Below are 17,762 nucleotides of genomic sequence, written 5' to 3'. Positions count from 1 at the left end.
TTCTTCCACGATTTTGAATAAGTAAAACCCTATCCCGGGGTTAATAAATATATTTTAATCGTCTTATATAAAAAAGAATTACTGTCACTTTTTTCTAAAGCTTTGCTGCCGCAGCCGATTTAATCGTACACGGCGGGCCCTTTTACAGATAACTGAATTATTACAACAAAAATTGTTCGATGTTTTCAGCATACCTCATAGCAAATACTTTGTGATTGATAGTTTTCCACTTACCGTCTGTAAGTTTGGAAGAGCAAGATACTGCCATTCTTTCCGCTCTTACGGTGTTGATTACGGAAAGAATATGATATAGCACAACAAGTAAATTTAAAATTATTCCAGCCTTAACGTCAGAACCGGCTATCTGCCAGAAACGCCTTGACAATCCGGGCATCTTATCTCATAATATCAAATACACATACCCCTAATAGTACAAAAAAGGAGGTGTAGTAGTATGAAACAGTGTATGGATGCCGATAATCTCCACCGCCGTTTAAAAAAAATCATCGGGCAGGTTCAGGCAATCGACAGAATGGTGGATGAGGATGTACCCTGTGAAGATATCCTCGCTCAGATAAATGCCGCCAAATCAGCGCTTCACAGAGTCGGCCAGGTTGTTTTGGAGGGCCATATCAATCACTGTGTTAGAGACGGAATCGAACACGGTGATGCTGACCAGACGATTGCAAACTTTACAAAGGCGGTGGAACGCTTTGCCAATATGATCTAAGGAAATAATACCCTTGAAAACCAGTCATCGGAAATGGCTGGTTTTCTTTTTTTGCCTTGACAGCCTATACCCCTATAAGTATACTATACATATACCCCTACAGGTATTATTAGAGAAAGGAGCATTACAATGAAAAAGTTAGAAGAACTGTTAGAATGGGGAGGGACCAAACGCGATATCATCTTTCTTGTTATCTCCGGACTTGCTCTGCTGGCAAGTATTATCCGCTTTAACCCATTTCCCTTTCCCTCTGCCTGGATTGCCATTCTCCTGTGCGGTGTTCCCATCATTCTGGAGGCAGTCATAGGGCTTATTACAGCTTTCGATATCAAAGCAGATGTACTGGTATCCATCGCACTGATAGCTTCCCTGATGATTGGTGAAAATTTTGCTGCTGGAGAAATTGCATTTATTATGCAGCTTGGGGCGCTATTGGAGGATTTAACTGTAGCAAGAGCAAGGGCGGGTATTGAAAAACTTGTTCATCTCACCCCGCGTACCGCACGGAAGGTAACTGGCTCCTCGGAAGAAATCATCCCCGCAAAACTGGTACAGGAAGGTGACATTCTCCGTGTCCTGCCAGGTGAAACCATTCCCGTGGATGGTGTCATTCTATCCGGTCAGACATCCATTGACCAGTCTGTCATGACCGGGGAATCCCTTCCTGTGGATAAAGGAAGCGGAGACCAGGTTTCCAGCGGAACAGTCAATCAGTTTGGTTCTTTTGATATGAAAGCAACAAGAGTCGGGGAGGACAGTTCCATTCAGCGGATGATTCGACTCGTCCAGTCTGCGGATGCCGGAAAAGCCAAAATTGTAGGGTTTGCTGACCGTTTTGCAACCTGGATCGTGATAATCGCACTGACCGCAGCAATACTGACCTGGCTGTTCACCGGGCAGTTGATCCGTGCCGTTACCATTTTAGTAGTCTTCTGTCCCTGCGCACTTGTACTGGCCACACCCACAGCAATTATGGCTGCCATCGGCAACGCAACCAGACACGGTTTTCTGGTAAGGGAAGGGGATGCCCTGGAGCGCCTGGCGGATGTCTCCCATATTACATTTGACAAAACAGGGACCCTTACATACGGGACACCACAGGTTGCTGCTGTGAGGAGCTTCCTGCAGGATTTGTCTGATCAGGAGCTCTACGGTTGTGCCGCCTGTGCGGAACTCCGTTCAGAGCATCCTCTCGGAAAAGCTGTTGTACAGTGTTATAAAAAGGAAATACAAAAAGAACTGCCGCAGCCTGAACAATTTCAAATGCTTCCCGGACGTGGTGTACAGGCTGTGGCTGACGGACGTGAAATTCTGGGGGGAAATAAAGAGCTGCTTGCCCAAAAGTGTATTTCCATCCCCGAATATGCGGCAGATGAAGCCCAAAAGTATCTGAATACCGGATGCACCATCATCTACTTTGCTGTCAATCATATTTTTTCCGGATTTATTGCGCTGGCTGATACCCTTCGTGAAGATGCTGCTGCAGCAATCAGTGGAATTAAGGAATCCGGCTTCACACCGGTCCTGATGACAGGAGATAATGAAAACGCAGCCCACCATATTGCCCGACAGCTTTCCATAGATGAAGTCCATGCCGGCTGCCTTCCCGAAGATAAACTAAACTGGATCCGTACTTACCAGGACAGCAAAAATCAGGTATGCATGATAGGGGACGGTATAAATGACGCACCTGCACTGAAGATGTCCGGCGTGGGAATCGCCATGGCAAAAATAGGAAGTGATATTGCTGTGGATGCTGCTGATATTGCACTGATCAATGATGATATTAAAGAACTCCCCCACCTGCTTCTTCTGGCGAAACACATGATGCTGGTTATTAAATGCAATCTTACTTTTTCTCTAACGTTAAATTTTGCTGCTATCATTCTGGCAATCACAGGAATTTTAAATCCCGTGGTAGGAGCACTTGTTCATAACACCGGGTCAGTGATCGTAATTGTCAATTCTGCATTTTTATTGAAGTGGAAGAAACAAAGCTGAATTCCCCGGCCCACTCAAATCACTTTTTCGCTGCTACCACAGCAATGATCTCATTGATAACCGCTGCGGCCGCTATGGTTCCCTGGACGATCTTCGTACACTCCGGGGCCGGGGTGGCAAGCACGGAAACAACAATTCCGGTGAAGACAAGGGACACGCCGGAATGAAAACCTTCCTGCCAATAAAAAAAGCACAGACAGATTTTTACAATCTACTGTACTTTTCTTACATAAAGCCCAGGGGCTAAATTACAACAAAATTCTACATCTTGAAGCCTGAACTTATCTACTAATAATTCAAAGCTTTTTTAGCTGATCATCAAAGAAGTCCTTCCAACATATATTTACTAAATGTCTGTAATCGCAAAACAAACAATACATTGCATATTACAAAATTCCATAAACTATAAGAACGTCAGGAATATCTTTAATAACAACTATGGAGATTCAAGAAAATACTGAAACATATTTTTCCCGAACAACCATTGTCTGCAAAGATAGCGGATATGAACGCATTAAGCAATTCCGTTTATACTACCAATACCGGTGCTGAAGTCTATACAATGGAGGTATACATAATTTATTCCCAAATTTGTTCAAACTCATCTATAAATTTTCGATTCCCATAGCGATAGCGGTATTGCTTAGGAGACATTTTTGTTCATCTCTTAAATATCTTACCATAATAGCTCTGGGAACAGAATCCAAAATAATAAGCTATTTCTTCAATTAGAATAATTTGAATGATGTTGGGGGCGAAACATAATATTTTGCCCCCAACATCTAATTATTAATTAATCAACAGAACATAATGTATAAAAAATTGAACGGTCGAAGAATTCTGCTATGAATACAAAAATAATAGTTTCTGCCACAATCACGCGGTTCAAAATTACTGAAAAGGCCATCGTTATTGTTAAAATGAAAAGAGCAGGGACAACAGATTAATTTAGTTTGACTTGCCTCGTTCCTATTATCTCTTATCCTAGAAGCTAAGTATGGACAACTCCCATATTTTAAGTGATTTAATGAACATATCTTCATTTTTCATATTTCCGAAAATATACTCCATACTCCATTGCCCGCCCATAAAATATCTTAATCTGCTCATTCAAAATATATATCAACCTGTCTATATTCTGCTTATCTGCATCAGAATTCACCTTATCCTTATAGCAAAGCAATTTCCAGATCATACATTCATAATCTTTTTGACACTGTATTTCATCCTGGCAATATACTTCCTTCGACTGGCTATAAAAAGCTACTTTATAAAAAGTACATACAATATTATGAACCAGATCATATAAGTTTTCAAATAATGTACCCATACCTGATACATCATCGGCATGGCCGTCCTTTGAAGCGCTAAGAAGGTTATTATATGTCTCATATGCTTCGTTCAGCAGCTTAGATGATTCCGAAGACGGATGGGGTTCTTCAACGATAATGTTTGTTATGTATTCAGGGATCATTGCTTTAAACTCATCCACATACTCCCCTATCATCAGGCTATATACCATCTCTGCATCATCATAAGATGGTATACTCTCCCAGTCTTTCCACTCCGGTGAGCCTTTCTCATATATGTATACCTTACCCCCCATCCTTACTACAATGTTCTCATCCGGATCCAGCTTATTTATATTATCTTTATCCATATCACATTCCACCTTAATATACTTTCTCACTGCTGTATTTTATAATATTCTCATTTTCCGCGTAATAACTTGCCTTTAGCCTATACCTCCCACTGGATATCGATGTAGTCTCATACATACTGAGTGTATAGTCATTTGCTGAATCAGACCAGCTTGCCACATTAGACCAGCCACTGCCGGTATACTTTTGCAGATACAGATAAATGGAAACATGGCTTGTATTTGAAGAATAGCCGGTAACTGAAGCACTGCATTTCGCAGTACCATCCGATAACGACAAGGAAATCGTGCTGTATTTAATATTTGTGTTTCTTGGTTCGATCACTGTTTTAACATTCTCAGCATCTATCCCTGCAGATGCCTGTACCGAACGGTCTGTACCAACTAATAGGAAAACCAGCAGACAAACCACGATAAGCTTACGATTCATTTTTTTATTCATATCCTGACTCCTTTTCAATAGATTCTGCCATATGTATCAGCTGCTCCTTTGTTATGTCTTCTGAACTTGTATCTATGTAGAATACATACCCATAATCAGAAAAGATCAAAGTTTTCTCATTGTGCTTTTCAAAATAGACGGCTTCTGCTCCGTTTATCGTCAAAAGACTCTCATCTGTATTTTCATTGTCAAAACTCCCTTCCCCGGTGGAAAGTTCCTGCCGAAAACAGATCTCATGATGGCCGTCTGTATATTCCACAATGGTTGTATTGTCGGTTATATCCTTTTTAGCAATATAAGACTGCAGGGGAATGTATACAGGGAAATACCTGTCCTCTATCTCTGTCTTTTCAATATTCTCCCAACTCAAACGGATATCTGTATTGATATCATTGATATGCCTTTCCAGCATTTGCACAACTGCGTATACCGTTACGGAACTTGCCAGGATGATCAAAATAACGATACAGACGACCAGTTTAGAAAAAGTCTTTCCCCTTATATAAATGAATTTCTCAGGCAGATGCCTGGTCCTCTGTTCGGGAAACTCTTTTGAAAAATATAGACTGTCTTTTAACTCTTCTTCTCTTGGGATCGTATCGGAACGTTCGTCCACTATTATCTCCCAGACTTCCTTTATCCTTTTATCTGTATCCGGCATCTATCTTCTCCCTTAAAAGAGCTTTTCCGCGTAATATCCTTTTCTTCACTGTCTCATAAGATATCCCCATTAACATAGCTATTTTTTTCGCTGATAACTCATAAACGATATTAAGTTCAAGACATTCTCTGTAGATGAGAGGCAGGTCCAAAATACTCCTGAGCACATGTGCATACACGTCTCTTTCAAGTATGATCTCTTCCACATGCTTATAGCTGCCTGCCAGATATTCCAGTTTTTCCTCACTGATACTGATATCCCTTTTAGCTTTTCTGAGCAGATCAATGGATTTATGCCGCGTTACCAGATAGATAAAATTCCTGGTCCTGGGCGAAAGGATATCCGTGTCTATGGTATGGATATTGACAGCTAGATAAAGAAAAGACTCCTGCACTGCATCTTCCGCAAGCCCCTGGTCATTAAGGATCTGTTTGGAAATGTATAACATCCTATATCTATAATTTTCATATATTTTCAAGAATTTAAGCCGTTCTCCCTCCTCTTCAATAATTTGTACAAAAAGTAGTATCATTTTGTCCCTTTTCAATCCCTTCATGCGCATACAGTGTAATGATATAACTAACAATATAATATATATAGTAGCATCCATTTTAAACCATGTCCACATCATTTGTTCGTGTATTTATGACATTGTTCGAGTTTACGGTGCTGTTCACGTGTCAAGAAAAGCATATATAATCAGCAATATGAGATTATCACTCACATAATATTGTAGGGAGAAATATCCATGAAAGATAAAAGATGTGGTGAAAAGATAAATCAGCGGCGTAAGGAAAAAGGTCTGAAAGTGGATGAGCTCGCTGATCTGTGTCATATAAAACCAGGATATATGCGTCAGATCTTATCCGGAGATGTCCCCAGTTTATCAGTATTAGTCAATATATGCCGAGTCTTACATATTACAACGGATTACATATTTGAAATAACTGATGAAAGCGGAAAAGACGAACAGATCATATCAAGGATCAATAAATTGACGCCCAAACAAAAAAATCTGCTGCTCCACCTGCTGGACTCTTTCAACGAGTTTGAACAAGGAGATATGTGATTTTATATCGAACAAAGCAGATTTTGTTATATATATTGCTTTCCGCTTGTGTTTTATACTAAAACTAACAAGTTATATATATCATAAAAGAGGTCATAAAATGATAGATAAACGTTTTGGTAAGAAAGTAAATGAAAAGAGAAAATCATTAAATCTGAAAACTGATGAACTGGCAGTGAAATGCGGTATAGAACCTGGCTATATGAGACAGATCTTAGCAGGGCAGGTGCCAAGCGGACAGGTGATCATCAAGTTATGCGAAGTTCTCAGCCTCTCCCCCAACTATCTCTTTGATTTTGTAGAAGAAGGTGAGGATAAGGAGATACTGCAGGCACTAAATCAATTGAGCACGAAAGAAAAACAAGTGGTTCTGCATCTTCTCCATTCCTATATTAAAATGGACGAAAAATAAATCACTTTTACTGAACTACAATGTCTGTAAATGCAAAAATCGCTCAAATAGACATCAACATTATATTTATTATAGAGTGCATTTCCATGGACCAAAAACACACTTATAGATCAGACCATTAAAAACCTGGACTTTATCCTTTCGTTTGTATATATTTTCAAAAATATGATCCTTGCATTACAGGTCCAATACTTCTCTCTTCTGAAGTATTGGACCTGTTTTTACTCCTTTTATTTGATCACATTGATCACCGTACTGTTATGAGACACCTTATCAAAGTGTGTTTTGTGATTCTCAAAGGTCACGTTTCCATCTGCAGGCCTTAGATCCGCTGATACATCTGCTTGGATCTTCATGAACCCATTGATCATTTCCACATCTTTTTTCACGACAGATACATTTTCACTTCCTGCCACAGCATCTGTAAGGACATAACGCATGACTGGGGTATCTTCCATGATCTTGTACTCCCCAGCTGGGATACCGGTTATCGTTGTACTCAGTGTCACATACCCGCCTGTCTGATGCTCTCTCACATAATCTTCCGTAAATTCTACTACCCGGTGATAAGAATGCTCTTTTCCCTCTATATCCACCCCATTCACTGAGAAAAGAAAAGTCGGGTTTCCATGTGCCCAGGTGATCTCATCCACCTGGATTTTCTTATGGATGGTCAATGTTCTCTCCGGATGATTGACTGCCTCCAGGTTCAAAGTCACGGTTCCTTTCTCCGTGATCTCGATCTCCTTTTCCCAGGGACACTGATAACCCTCGGGCAGCTTTGTTTCTATGACTTTAAATTTTCCCTCATTGCTGTCAGTCCGTTCGACCGGTTTTTCCGTGACATACCGTTTGGCGGCTGCGTCATATTTTAAGGTTCGGTACGCTGTTTTCTTATAGGCCTTTACGGTCTTATCCCATTCCCGCACCTGGAACTCTGCCCCTTCCAGGATCTCTCCTGTATCCGCGTCCGTTTTCTTGACCACGATATCTGCCTTCGGGGTCACTGGGGTATCTTTGAATATGGCTCCATCCGGGACTCCGTCCCACTCAAATCCATCTACAGTCAGCTTCACTTCCCGTCCTCCATGTTTTACATAGTTCTCCTTGTCTGCATTGTTGTAGATGACATATTCCGGGTGATAATCCTTTGGCGGCTTATCCTCTTTGACCAGGAACCACCCGTCCTTTGTCTTCGTATAGTCGATCCCTGTATAGGAATATTTTCCGCCGCCTTTATCTGTGAATATCCCCAGCTTCTTGCTATAAACGCTTCCGTCATAAGCCCACAAGGAAAAAACTGCCCCCGTAAGGCCCGCCCCGGTCTCTGCGTCCTTTTTCTGGATGTTCAGGGTAAATGTCTTCTTCGGTACCTTTTTGTCAAAGGATGCTGTCTTTGTGAAGCTCCCCCCTGCGGTGGTATACGTCCAGAGGACACAGTCCTGGTATTCACTGCCCGATGGTGCTGTGTAGATGCCTCCGCCCCACCACTTGGGTGCCGTTGCTTTTACTGTAGTGCTCACGGTCTTGCCGGTCAGCTGCCAGGACTTGTACTGTGCAGTTTTAATGAACAACCGGAAATCCGAATACGTCTTCGTATCCTTTTTCTGTACGTTCACCCCGTTTGTCGTTGTCACATTGAAACCGGTAATCTGTTCTTTCATGTCCAGGTCATAAGCCGTCTTAAAGGTTGGTGTGGAATATCCGGTCGCATAGCCATCCGTCACAGCCGCAAAGTCAGACGGTGTGGTGACACGAAATGCCGCCTGTGCACTGGCATCAAACCAGCCATCCCCGGTAAAGCTTGCATAGTTTCCTCCGTCATTCGCATCATTCACCAATAGATTGATCCTGTCCTTTGCCAGCGCCTTTTCGTCTGCAGTAGCGCCTGCCGCGTCATCGATCTGCCCAAAGGCACTGGACAGAGTAAATTCCCCGTTCAGCACATGGACCGCTACCTGGGTGACAAAATAATCTAACTGCCAGTCCCCTGTCCTGTACTTCGGATACCGGCAGGGCTGTTCCCAGAACATGGCTCCATAGTACAGGCAGTAGGCGATCTTTCTGCTGGTCCATCCCCCCTGATAAGTCATGTGCTGGCCGGTAGGACTGGACTTATTGAAGTTCAGGCAGTAGACATAGCGCCATTTCCCGTCCGCGTCCGGTGTCTCATTATCATGGTCGATATACTTGATCCCCATGGCGAGCTGCGGATCATAAGAGGTTCCCAGGCCTACATCCGTATAGAACTTATCATACCGTACACTGTTGACCTGCTGGCTGCTCCCGTTATCCACGGACCTCTGGTACCTGCCAAGGTCTGACTGGATCGCAAAGCAGGCTCCCTCCGGACCGGCGATCTGTTCCAGTACAGCTTTTTTCTCTGTTTCTTTCTCCTCCCGGCTTTTTTCCTCCGGACCGGTTTCACCCAGCTCCTCTTCCGGCGTTCCCTGGACAGTCTGCTCTTCTTTCGTCTGTTCCGTATTTTCTTCCTGTCTCTCTTTCTGTCCTTTTCCTTCTGTCTCTTCTGTTTCTGAAGGCTCCTCCGTGTCTGTATCCGGTACTTCTGTCCTTTTGTCGTCACCCTCTGTCTCTTCTTTCTTTTCTGCCTCATCTGTCCCCGTTTTTTCTTCCTCAGCTGCAGTATCTGCAGGTTCGTTACCGGTTTTCTCCATGGCAGATACCGGCAGGCCTGAAACCGTGACAGACAGGCATAAGCATAGAACGATCAGCACCCTCCTAAGTCTTTTCATACTCTTTTCCCTCCTTTCGGCAGACCTGCCCAAACAGACCTGCCAGAAAAAAAACGGCCGCTGCCATCATTGCCGCCGCCTTCCCTTCCTTTTTCTGCAGGAACACGGTCACATATCCCAGATATGGAATGGAGCAGACTTCCTTTCCCAGGAAATTTCCCCTGCTCACAGCCGCCAGGTCCTCTGCCCCGTTTGCATCCCCCTTTGTCCGGAGCTTCCCTGCCTCTGTCCGGATGGCCCGATGCAGCACACAGCTCCCGTCCATACGTGCAAATGCGATGATATCCCCATCCTCCACCTCATCAAACACAGCTGCCCGGTCAATATAGCACAGGCTCCCGGTCCGGATGACCGGTTCCATGCTCCCGCTCAGGACGGTATATGGGGTTATCTGGAACAGACGGGGCATCCAGAAGAGCAGGACTGCCAGGACCAGGAGCCCTGCTGTCAGGTGTTCCAGACTCTTTCCTGCCACTCGTAATGCATTCATTAACACTTCTTTCTCCTCTTCTTCCTGATGACGGCAATGACAAGACCACCCGCCCCGGCCAGCGCCAGGATATACGGCACGGCATCCTGCCAGAGGGTATCCCCTGTCTTCACCGGCACCGCATGTTCCGGCTCTTCTGCCGTCTTGAACATCCACTTCACTTTACAGTCATTGAGAGTATAGCGGTTATCCAGCTCCTTCGGCACTGTGATCCGAAAGGCCACATCCTGGCTCTCTCCTTTTTCCAGGCTACACAGCTTGCTGTATCCGTTCAGTTTTTCTGCGTTCAAGGGGCCCTCATAGATCGTCTCTCCTCCAGTGTCGATCTTCAGCCGGATCTTTTCCAGGATGTCCTTTTCCTCCAGGATCTCGGTCCTGAAATAGAAGTCCTGCTTCTTTTCCCCCTTGTTCTTCATGCTGAAGACTCCTTCTTTCTCGTCACCGGGCACAAGCTTTGGCAGGCTGGAAAAGAAATCCTCCGGACTGGCGATCAGTTTTCTGCTCTCCCCCTCATATACGACTGTAAGTTCCAGCGGTTCCCGTTTTTGATAGGCGGTGAGCTCATATCCATCCTCATGGATACATTCCTGGATGACATAGTCCTCCCCCTCTGTCCCCCATGGGTCCTCTTTCCCAAGATCCGGCGTGAAGTTCGCTGCCTGGACAGCATCCACCTTTATGGTGATATCCCAGTCATTCAGGGTATAATAATCCGCCACCCCGTCCGCGTCATACTGGGTATCCCACTCTTTTGGTATGGTGATGGTACGGAAAAGGCTGGCCTCCTCCCCATGCTTCAGGACCTTTGTATAATAGTAATATTCCCCATGCCTGACCCAATCTTTTGAAAAGCCGGAGATATCCTCCAGGGATAAGGGCCGCTCCACTTCTCTTTTTCCTTCTATGGCGATCCCGGCCCGGACATAGCAGTCAATGGCCTTGTTGGTGATCTTTGGTATCTGAGAGAGGACCATGCCGGGCATCATCTGGATATTCCGGTCTTTTTCCGTAAAGGGCACCTCTCTTTCTCCCGTTTCCTTATAAGTCTCCAGTTTGATATCCACCACGGAGGTGGACAGTCTGTTGGTAACAGATGTCTCTGCAGCTGCAAACGCCCAGATCCCGCCTGCGCCTGCTATGGCACACAAAAGGACGCCCAGCGCGATCCCCAGTTTCTTACGTTTCATCTTCTATCCCTCCCAAACTTCCTAATGCGTCAGGCTCTCAAAGGCTTCCCTGAACTGCCCTTCCTCATACCCTTCGGACTGCACGGATTCTGAGTACACGATGATCTGAAAGTCCTTCAGCTCTTCCAGCTGGGCACTGTCCGCGATCTTCACCGCCGTCAGTAAGTCGGCACTGCTTTTCCCGACAGGGAGGATGTGTTTATAGTAGTGATACCCATCCTCCTGTCTCTCTGTCCAATCCGCTTCGTTAAGCTCCAGGGTGGATATGCCTTCTGCGTCCCCGTTTGAGAACAGGATCTGTGTCCGGACAAAACAGGGGACATCCCCCGTGTTCTTCACTCTCACTTTCTTTTCAATGCTGTCCCCCGGTTTCGGGTCCGGTGTTGGAAACTCTTCCTCTGTCTCTATAACGTTCTGGCCAAACGTAAGACGGTTCACCCGGCTGTCCTCTGCAGACAGGTACGCATAGATCCCGGCACTGGCGGCTGCCCCTGCCAGTAAAAGGACTGCCAAAAGGACTGCGAGCTTTTTCTTTTCCATCCTGCATCCCCCTTTCTATAGGACAGGCCCCGTGCAGGGGCCTGTGCGCTTTCATAGGTACTCAATTGAACTGTTCCGTGATGCTGTTCTGATTGCTGTAGACCTTCCATACATCCGCCGGTGAGGTCTTCCCTCCGTTCAGGTCACTGGTCTGGATGGCAAAGACTTCGATGGGCATCTCAAACTGCTGCTCTTCCAGTCCTTGTCCCTCTACCGCATTGACTGATGTGATCTTTGAGAAGATGGGGTTTGTGGATTTCTCTGCTTCCAGGGCAGTGCACGTATTATTCTCCGCAAAGGTATATAAGTATTTATGGGCTGTCACCCCGGAGCCATCCCTCACTTCATAAGTCCCGAGCTTCACCCAGCCCGGATTGGTGGTGTAGGAATACAGATCAGTCAGTGCCGCCGGTTTTCTGGTCCCGTCCGGGTCCACCGCGATGATGTTCTTACACGGCACCTGGACTGTCGCAAAGACAAACTGGTCATTGACACCTGTGTTGGTGATCGTAGGGTCTTTCTTGATCGTTTTATTTGGTGTCATGTCCTCAGCCGGGTCTGGGATCCCATCCTTATCGGTATCCGGATACTTGTCCCACTCCGGTTCTGTCAGATCCACCTCGATCTTCCCTACCGTAAATGTATTGGTCTGTGCATCTGTGTCGGTAAAGTAAGCTATCAGTCCTCCTGTGGTCAAAACTGCGGTAAGTCCCAATACTGCGATGCTGCCTTTGATCATATTTTTCTTCATGTCCTGTTCTCCTTATTCTCTTTCCTGTTTTTTCTTCTTACACCTAAAATTCCTTTTCTACCTGATATTTCTTAATCAAAACGCTCTTAAGGCGTATCCCTGCTGCAATGGCATCCCCTCCTTTACAAAAAAAGCCCGGCGTACCGGACTTTTTCTTCAGACAGATCTCATTTATAGCTGCCCCACACTTCCGAAACCGCAGATACGGCTGTCTCCAAGGGGATACGAACGCTCTGCACAGCTGTCGCTTGTGTTCCCTTCAATGGTGTGCACCATCCCCGCCTCCACATATTCCACGATCCCCACATGGTCGTAGCTGCCATCACTTCCCCAGTCAAAGAACACCAGGTCCCCGGGTTCCGGTACATGGTCACGCGGATGATACTGTCCCCTCTCTGTGAACCACCGGATCCCTTCCTCGCAGGCAGAGAACTTAGGGACAAGCCCTGCCTCCAGATACCCACACTGGTCCGCGCACCAGCTGACAAAGCAGGCGCACCATGGCTGGCGGCTCTCAAATCCATACCAGCTCCAGTAAGGCTGCCCGCCCTGGTTCCCCAGCTGACTTTTGGCCACCTGTACCAGCAGGCCGCCCTCTGCCATGCCGCCTCCACGGTACTGGTAATAGCGCATCACATGCGGCACGTACTGCGGGTCCCCATATCCGGACCAGCCGTGGGATGCGGCCTGTTGCTGGGAAAACACCAGGGCATTGGCTTCGCTGTAGCCGCCAAAGTTACTGACAGCCCAGGTGATATACCCATTTCCGTATAGTGATAGGTAATTCTTTGATATTATCTCCGAATTTTCCCCCACTCTACACCGTACATGAGACTTTCACCTCATACGGCGTGCCATCTACTCCAATGTATCTATTTTTCTGATTGATTAGCCAGTTCATGTAATTCTATACATAACTTCCTTTTTTGTTCTGATAACTGATACTTCTCCATTAGATTGTCAAGTTCTTTTCTATCCCTTTTATGAATTGCTTTATGAAATGGTAGTATCATAATAATAAGATTGTTATATTTGTCTGTTCCACCATATTTCAAGGGAACTTTATGATGACACTCCCAATCCCTCAACGTTAATTCTTCGCCACTGATTGCACATTTTCCATATTGAGAAATAAATTTTGAGATACGATTATCGTTATATTCAATAGAACGATAATCACAATAATATCTCTGTATGTGTATAAGAACTTCCCTGCTCACCGCTTTTAGATTATTGTGTATCAAGGCTCTTCCTTCTTTTGTATATGGACAGATATTTTGATTGAATTGTATCGCATACCTGTGTTTCCATGTGTATATAGGAATGATAATCATATCGTGAGCTTTATACCATTTTGGATTATACCTGCCATAACGTTTTAAAAGTGTTATGGATAAATCTGCTTTACTCGCTGGTCTCCAATCTCTTCTCAGCCTGTTGTATAAAGATTTTGTAAGGTGTTGACTCATATGGGCTAAATCTCTGTTTACGTGCGTGGCTACTTCATAGTAATTATGGATTCCCATTACTACCGTATTATATTTCCACACTGCGTCACGTGATTGTTCCTTTGCAATCCTTTTAATAGATTGTTTTAGTTTATCATGTGCATGTCTGATTGCCTTGTCACTCATGTGACTATAAGCCACATAACCATTTCTTTTTGGTCTTACATACATAGTAAAACCCAGAAATTCACTTCGCTGTTTTCTAAGATTGACTATTTTTGATTTTTCGGGACTGATTTCCAATTTCAATCTTCTTTCAATAAAATCTTGCGTAGCATGATACAATCTCAATGCACTCGGATAATCTCGACAGAAGATTTTAAAGTAAGTAGACCTGAGGAACCTCCCCTCAAGTCTCTCTCAGAACCGTACGTGAACCTCTCAGCTCATACGGCTCCCATCATCCAGCCGCTGGCAGTATCCCAAATTTCCAGTGTGCAAACAGGTTCCTGTCACGCTTTGCTATCTCTCCGAGCCAGTGTTCCGCCTTTCGTCTAGCCTTGCGCTTCTTATACTTCCTCCGCACCCATTTCACCAGACATCCATTGATGTACCTCAGCACATCATATATTTCTGATTTATAGAAATGCGTGTAGTAATTAATCCATCCCTGTATCTGACGGTTGAACATGTTTGCTATATCGTAGAGGTCTTTGTCCGATTTTAATTGCAGTTTCCATCCTCTTACCTCTTTGCGTATGGCTTTCTTTGCTTTCTCACTGATTGCCGGAAGGAAGTTTGTAAAGAACTTCCCGTACCTGTTCTTTGCATCTCTTGGACGGAATGTGTATCCCAGAAAATCAAAGGAAGTATTCTCATGATTCCCTCTCCGGTCATCGTCTTTGCAGTACACTATCCTTGTCTTCTCCTGGTTCAGTTCCAAACCATAACTCTGGAACCTCTGTTCCAACCTTCTCCGCAGGTATTTCGCCTGTTTCTGGGAGACGCAGTGCGCTATCCCATCATCAGCATATCTTGCCCACGGTATCGTCGGAAATTCCTTTACCATGAAATCATCGAACACATAGTGCAGGAACAGGTTCGCCAATACTGGGCTTATCACCCCGCCTTGCGGGGTTCCGGATTTCCTTTCCACAATCGTCCCGTCTTCCATTTGGAACGGTGCCGTCAGCCATCTCTGGATATATAGGATTATCCATTTCTCTTTGGTATGTTTCTTTACCATTTCCATGAGATAATCATGTCTGATGTTATCAAACAGCCCCCGGATATCAAACTCCAATACCCAGTCTTTTCTCCAACATCTTGTCCTTGTGGCTTCAAGCGCCTGTATGGCTGACTTGTTCGGACGGTATCCATAGGAATCTTCATAAAAGATTGGCTCCACGCATGGTTCAAAGTACAGCTTCGCCACCATCTGGGCAATTCTGTCCTCTACTGTCGGAACCCCCAAAATTCTGGTTCCTCCATTCTTCTTTGGTATCGCTACCGCTTTTACAGGTTTGGGAAAATAAGTGCCGGATGACATCCTGTTCCATATTTTGTAGAGGTTGTTATTGAGTTTCCTCTCAAAATCTTCTATGGACTGTTCGTCCACACCATAGGTTCCCTTGTTCGCTTTCACTCTTTGATAAGCCGCTATCACTGCTTTCTTTGAAATACTGTATGGCTTTGCTTCTTGCATAAGTTCCTCCTTCTTTCTAAAGTTGACTTATCCTTAAAGCCGGATAATTCGGGTTCTTTGCTCCATTCCCGTTACAGAAACTTCCACGCTACTATAACCCAATCTGCCCCCATGACTGCATCGGTACTCTTATCTTACGGTTCTTCCGCTTGATATACTCCCTTAACATCAGCCCGTGGGTTCCCACGTTCCGTACAGATGCCTGTGTAAAGTTCATGCCGCCTTTATGCCGCCCACCGCCTGGACAGTAAACAGGTTTCCTCCAGGCTTATCCCAGGTTAACGACTACCCCCTGGTTTTGATGGAATCTCTACGCTTTCGACATTTCCGTAAGCGGTTTATATGTTCATTCATCTCCTTCACACCCACCTGACAGTTATATCTGCCTTTTCCCTAACGCTCAATACCATAGCTTTTGACTACAGCACCTTAGGGTGGTTTGGAACCTCCACCTGTATAGCGGTTCCGGCGGGCCCTCCGCCATCATCTGTACAGCATAGCTGTCTTCAAGTAGCTACGCTACTTGGACTCGCCTTCGTGGCGCACAATCATCGGCATAACGAACCATATAGCAATGTTTTAGATTCTTCCTTTGTCTCATCAAGGCTCTTCTTGCACCCTTATGTGTTGTATATTCTCTTATAGTTTTGATTGTTTCCCACTGATTGCTAATCCACCAGTCAAGTTCATTCAACACAATATTTGCCAATAACGGACTTAATATACCGCCTTGCGGTGTTCCTTTTATCGGCTTACCCTCTCCGATAATTTCTGCTTTTAATAAAGTGGAAATTATGGAAAGCAGTTTCTTTTCTCGTATTCCCATTGTCCACATTTGTTTTAGCAATTTTCCATGATTTACATTATCAAAAAATCCTTTAATGTCCATATCAACACAATAATGGTATCCGTTCCCTTTATTATTCATAAAATGATTTGCTCTTGCTATTGCATGATGAGCACTTCTGTTTGGTCGGAATCCGTAACTGTGTGGATGAAATTTTGCTTCACATATAGGTTCTAAAATCTGAAGAATACATTGTTGGAATAACCTGTCCCATATAGCGGGAATGCCTAACGGTCGTTTCCGTCCATCAGGTTTAGGGATATACACTCTTCGGACTTTTTCAGGTTCATACCATTTGAACATTTCCCGTATTTTTGTTACAACTTCCTCAACTGTCAAATCTTCGATGTCAGCTATTGTTTTTCCATCAACACCAGCAGTATGACTGCCCATGTTCTTCTTTATATTCCGATAGGCTAATCGGATATTTTCTTCACTTTCCATAAGCTTTGTCAGCTTATAAAAGTTATTTCCATTCTTGCTTTGCATATATAATTGGTCTAATTTAGACTGCATATCATAATACTCAGCGTACCTTAGTTTGTTTGTCTTTTTAATAAGTTGGCTCCTCCTTAATTGAGGTTTGCCCTTTTTAGTCTCACCAGAACCTTATTCTAACAACTTACTAAGAAGAATGAATGATACATCTTTCATAGACTAGTGACCGTCCCTCCACGTTTGTTAGACGCTTCATCAGTACCATGTCACCGCTTTCACTGCCATAAATAAAGTTATACTTCTGCTATTTTCACAAAAGATTTCCTTTCAACCACTTCATAGAAGATATTTTCTCCATGTTGGCAGCTTCCAACGTTCCATTACTTTTATCTTTACATATACTTTTAGGATTCTCCTTTGAGCCTGTCAGCTTGTTACTGCCTTTAACAATAAACGGATTTTCATAACAACTAATCTTACTCGTCCGCACTGACACCACGCACGTGGCATACACATTTCTGTGCATTAGGGTTATAGACCCGTACATTCGGAGATTCGTCAGGTTCGTCTCGCCAATAGTTTTGCGAACCCATTCTATCCATGAGTATTTTATAGACTCCCGGTCTAT

Annotated in this window: 17 protein-coding genes and 2 pseudogenes; 5 read left to right on the top strand and 14 right to left on the bottom strand. The window is 44.3% G+C overall.

Annotated elements, in window-relative coordinates:
- Nucleotides 1-61 precede the first annotated feature (61 nt).
- The 3 genes and pseudogenes from LC508_RS22550 to LC508_RS22540 all read left to right on the top strand — a co-directional run.
- Nucleotides 62-301: pseudogene (locus LC508_RS22550) on the top strand (IS982 family transposase); the annotation flags it as partial.
- A gap of 153 nt (nucleotides 302-454) precedes the next feature.
- Nucleotides 455-730 (top strand): metal-sensing transcriptional repressor, encoded by a 276-nt coding sequence (locus LC508_RS22545; protein WP_103733111.1) that lies wholly within the window; start codon nucleotides 455-457, stop codon nucleotides 728-730.
- 129 nt (nucleotides 731-859) lie between these two features.
- Nucleotides 860-2,731, top strand: coding sequence for a heavy metal translocating P-type ATPase (locus tag LC508_RS22540; protein ID WP_054350555.1), 1,872 nt, complete (start codon nucleotides 860-862; stop codon nucleotides 2,729-2,731).
- A gap of 19 nt (nucleotides 2,732-2,750) precedes the next feature.
- Here the strand turns inward: LC508_RS22540 and LC508_RS22535 are convergent, their stop codons facing one another.
- The 5 genes from LC508_RS22535 to LC508_RS22515 all read right to left on the bottom strand — a co-directional run bounded on the left by LC508_RS22535 (nucleotide 2,751) and on the right by LC508_RS22515 (nucleotide 5,972).
- On the bottom strand, nucleotides 2,751-2,888 hold the full coding sequence (locus LC508_RS22535) for a hypothetical protein (protein WP_330425188.1): 138 nt from the start codon (nucleotides 2,886-2,888) through the stop codon (nucleotides 2,751-2,753).
- Between the two features lie 882 nt (nucleotides 2,889-3,770).
- Nucleotides 3,771-4,391, bottom strand: a complete 621-nt coding sequence (locus LC508_RS22530; protein WP_103732797.1) for a hypothetical protein — start codon at nucleotides 4,389-4,391, stop codon at nucleotides 3,771-3,773.
- Nucleotides 4,392-4,404: 13 nt separating this feature from the next.
- Nucleotides 4,405-4,833 (bottom strand): hypothetical protein, encoded by a 429-nt coding sequence (locus LC508_RS22525; protein ID WP_054350552.1) that lies wholly within the window; start codon nucleotides 4,831-4,833, stop codon nucleotides 4,405-4,407.
- Nucleotides 4,826-5,494, bottom strand: coding sequence for a DUF4367 domain-containing protein (locus LC508_RS22520; RefSeq protein ID WP_054350551.1), 669 nt, complete (start codon nucleotides 5,492-5,494; stop codon nucleotides 4,826-4,828). The genes LC508_RS22525 and LC508_RS22520 overlap by 8 nt, the downstream gene beginning before the upstream one ends.
- Nucleotides 5,478-5,972, bottom strand: a complete 495-nt coding sequence (locus LC508_RS22515; RefSeq protein ID WP_054350550.1) for an RNA polymerase sigma factor — start codon at nucleotides 5,970-5,972, stop codon at nucleotides 5,478-5,480. The genes LC508_RS22520 and LC508_RS22515 overlap by 17 nt, the downstream gene beginning before the upstream one ends.
- Nucleotides 5,973-6,242: 270 nt before the next feature.
- Here LC508_RS22515 and LC508_RS22510 point away from each other — a divergent pair, with 270 nt between their 5' ends.
- Both LC508_RS22510 and LC508_RS22505 read left to right on the top strand, forming a co-directional pair.
- The gene (locus tag LC508_RS22510; RefSeq protein ID WP_103732795.1) at nucleotides 6,243-6,563 is read left to right on the top strand and encodes a helix-turn-helix domain-containing protein; all 321 of its coding nucleotides are present in this window, start codon (nucleotides 6,243-6,245) and stop codon (nucleotides 6,561-6,563) included.
- A gap of 100 nt (nucleotides 6,564-6,663) precedes the next feature.
- On the top strand, nucleotides 6,664-6,975 hold the full coding sequence (locus LC508_RS22505; protein WP_103732794.1) for a helix-turn-helix domain-containing protein: 312 nt from the start codon (nucleotides 6,664-6,666) through the stop codon (nucleotides 6,973-6,975).
- A 230-nt stretch (nucleotides 6,976-7,205) separates the two neighbouring features.
- Here the strand turns inward: LC508_RS22505 and LC508_RS22500 are convergent, their stop codons facing one another.
- From LC508_RS22500 to LC508_RS22460, 9 genes and pseudogenes are all read right to left on the bottom strand, one after another.
- Nucleotides 7,206-9,728: a thioester domain-containing protein gene (locus LC508_RS22500; protein ID WP_118593879.1), complete on the bottom strand. Its 2,523-nt coding sequence runs from the start codon at nucleotides 9,726-9,728 to the stop codon at nucleotides 7,206-7,208.
- Nucleotides 9,715-10,218: a signal peptidase I gene (locus LC508_RS22495; protein ID WP_103731923.1), complete on the bottom strand. Its 504-nt coding sequence runs from the start codon at nucleotides 10,216-10,218 to the stop codon at nucleotides 9,715-9,717. The genes LC508_RS22500 and LC508_RS22495 overlap by 14 nt, the downstream gene beginning before the upstream one ends.
- Nucleotides 10,218-11,405 carry a hypothetical protein gene (locus LC508_RS22490; protein ID WP_103731924.1) on the bottom strand — a complete coding sequence of 396 codons (1,188 nt, stop codon included), beginning with the start codon at nucleotides 11,403-11,405 and terminating at the stop codon, nucleotides 10,218-10,220. The genes LC508_RS22495 and LC508_RS22490 overlap by 1 nt, the downstream gene beginning before the upstream one ends.
- Nucleotides 11,406-11,426: 21 nt before the next feature.
- The gene (locus tag LC508_RS22485; RefSeq protein WP_103731925.1) at nucleotides 11,427-11,945 is read right to left on the bottom strand and encodes a hypothetical protein; all 519 of its coding nucleotides are present in this window, start codon (nucleotides 11,943-11,945) and stop codon (nucleotides 11,427-11,429) included.
- Nucleotides 11,946-12,006: 61 nt separating this feature from the next.
- A complete protein-coding gene (locus LC508_RS22480; RefSeq protein WP_103731926.1) occupies nucleotides 12,007-12,696 on the bottom strand; it encodes a SipW-dependent-type signal peptide-containing protein in 690 nt (229 codons plus the stop codon).
- 171 nt (nucleotides 12,697-12,867) lie between these two features.
- Nucleotides 12,868-13,512, bottom strand: a complete 645-nt coding sequence (locus LC508_RS22475; RefSeq protein WP_103731927.1) for a CHAP domain-containing protein — start codon at nucleotides 13,510-13,512, stop codon at nucleotides 12,868-12,870.
- A 56-nt stretch (nucleotides 13,513-13,568) separates the two neighbouring features.
- On the bottom strand, nucleotides 13,569-14,447 hold the full coding sequence (locus tag LC508_RS22470) for a group II intron reverse transcriptase (RefSeq protein WP_054350540.1): 879 nt from the start codon (nucleotides 14,445-14,447) through the stop codon (nucleotides 13,569-13,571).
- 157 nt (nucleotides 14,448-14,604) lie between these two features.
- Nucleotides 14,605-15,849 carry a group II intron reverse transcriptase/maturase gene (gene ltrA / locus LC508_RS22465; RefSeq protein ID WP_103731928.1) on the bottom strand — a complete coding sequence of 415 codons (1,245 nt, stop codon included), beginning with the start codon at nucleotides 15,847-15,849 and terminating at the stop codon, nucleotides 14,605-14,607.
- Nucleotides 15,850-16,396: 547 nt separating this feature from the next.
- Nucleotides 16,397-17,254 (bottom strand): annotated as a pseudogene (locus LC508_RS22460) (reverse transcriptase domain-containing protein); the annotation flags it as partial.
- Nucleotides 17,255-17,762: the final 508 nt, after the last annotated feature.

The sequence above is a fragment of the Blautia parvula genome (assembly GCF_020215665.1).
Lineage (GTDB): Bacteria > Bacillota > Clostridia > Lachnospirales > Lachnospiraceae > Blautia > Blautia celeris.
Note: the sequence above shows the minus strand (reverse complement) of the source record. Positions and strands in the feature narration are given on the sequence as shown.

Excerpts from the sequence above, each read along its gene's own strand:
- LC508_RS22520 (WP_054350551.1), bottom strand. The coding sequence starts at position 5,494 with ATGCCGGATACAGATAAAAGGATAAAGGAAGTCTGGGAGATAATAGTG.
- LC508_RS22545 (WP_103733111.1), top strand. The coding sequence starts at position 455 with ATGAAACAGTGTATGGATGCCGATAATCTCCACCGCCGTTTAAAAAAA.
- ltrA (WP_103731928.1), bottom strand. The coding sequence starts at position 15,849 with ATGCAAGAAGCAAAGCCATACAGTATTTCAAAGAAAGCAGTGATAGCG.
- LC508_RS22500 (WP_118593879.1), bottom strand. The coding sequence starts at position 9,728 with ATGAAAAGACTTAGGAGGGTGCTGATCGTTCTATGCTTATGCCTGTCT.
- LC508_RS22495 (WP_103731923.1), bottom strand. The coding sequence starts at position 10,218 with ATGAATGCATTACGAGTGGCAGGAAAGAGTCTGGAACACCTGACAGCA.
- LC508_RS22485 (WP_103731925.1), bottom strand. The coding sequence starts at position 11,945 with ATGGAAAAGAAAAAGCTCGCAGTCCTTTTGGCAGTCCTTTTACTGGCA.
- LC508_RS22505 (WP_103732794.1), top strand. The coding sequence starts at position 6,664 with ATGATAGATAAACGTTTTGGTAAGAAAGTAAATGAAAAGAGAAAATCA.
- LC508_RS22480 (WP_103731926.1), bottom strand. The coding sequence starts at position 12,696 with ATGAAGAAAAATATGATCAAAGGCAGCATCGCAGTATTGGGACTTACC.
- LC508_RS22540 (WP_054350555.1), top strand. The coding sequence starts at position 860 with ATGAAAAAGTTAGAAGAACTGTTAGAATGGGGAGGGACCAAACGCGAT.
- LC508_RS22530 (WP_103732797.1), bottom strand. The coding sequence starts at position 4,391 with ATGGATAAAGATAATATAAATAAGCTGGATCCGGATGAGAACATTGTA.
- LC508_RS22510 (WP_103732795.1), top strand. The coding sequence starts at position 6,243 with ATGAAAGATAAAAGATGTGGTGAAAAGATAAATCAGCGGCGTAAGGAA.
- LC508_RS22525 (WP_054350552.1), bottom strand. The coding sequence starts at position 4,833 with ATGAATAAAAAAATGAATCGTAAGCTTATCGTGGTTTGTCTGCTGGTT.
- LC508_RS22490 (WP_103731924.1), bottom strand. The coding sequence starts at position 11,405 with ATGAAACGTAAGAAACTGGGGATCGCGCTGGGCGTCCTTTTGTGTGCC.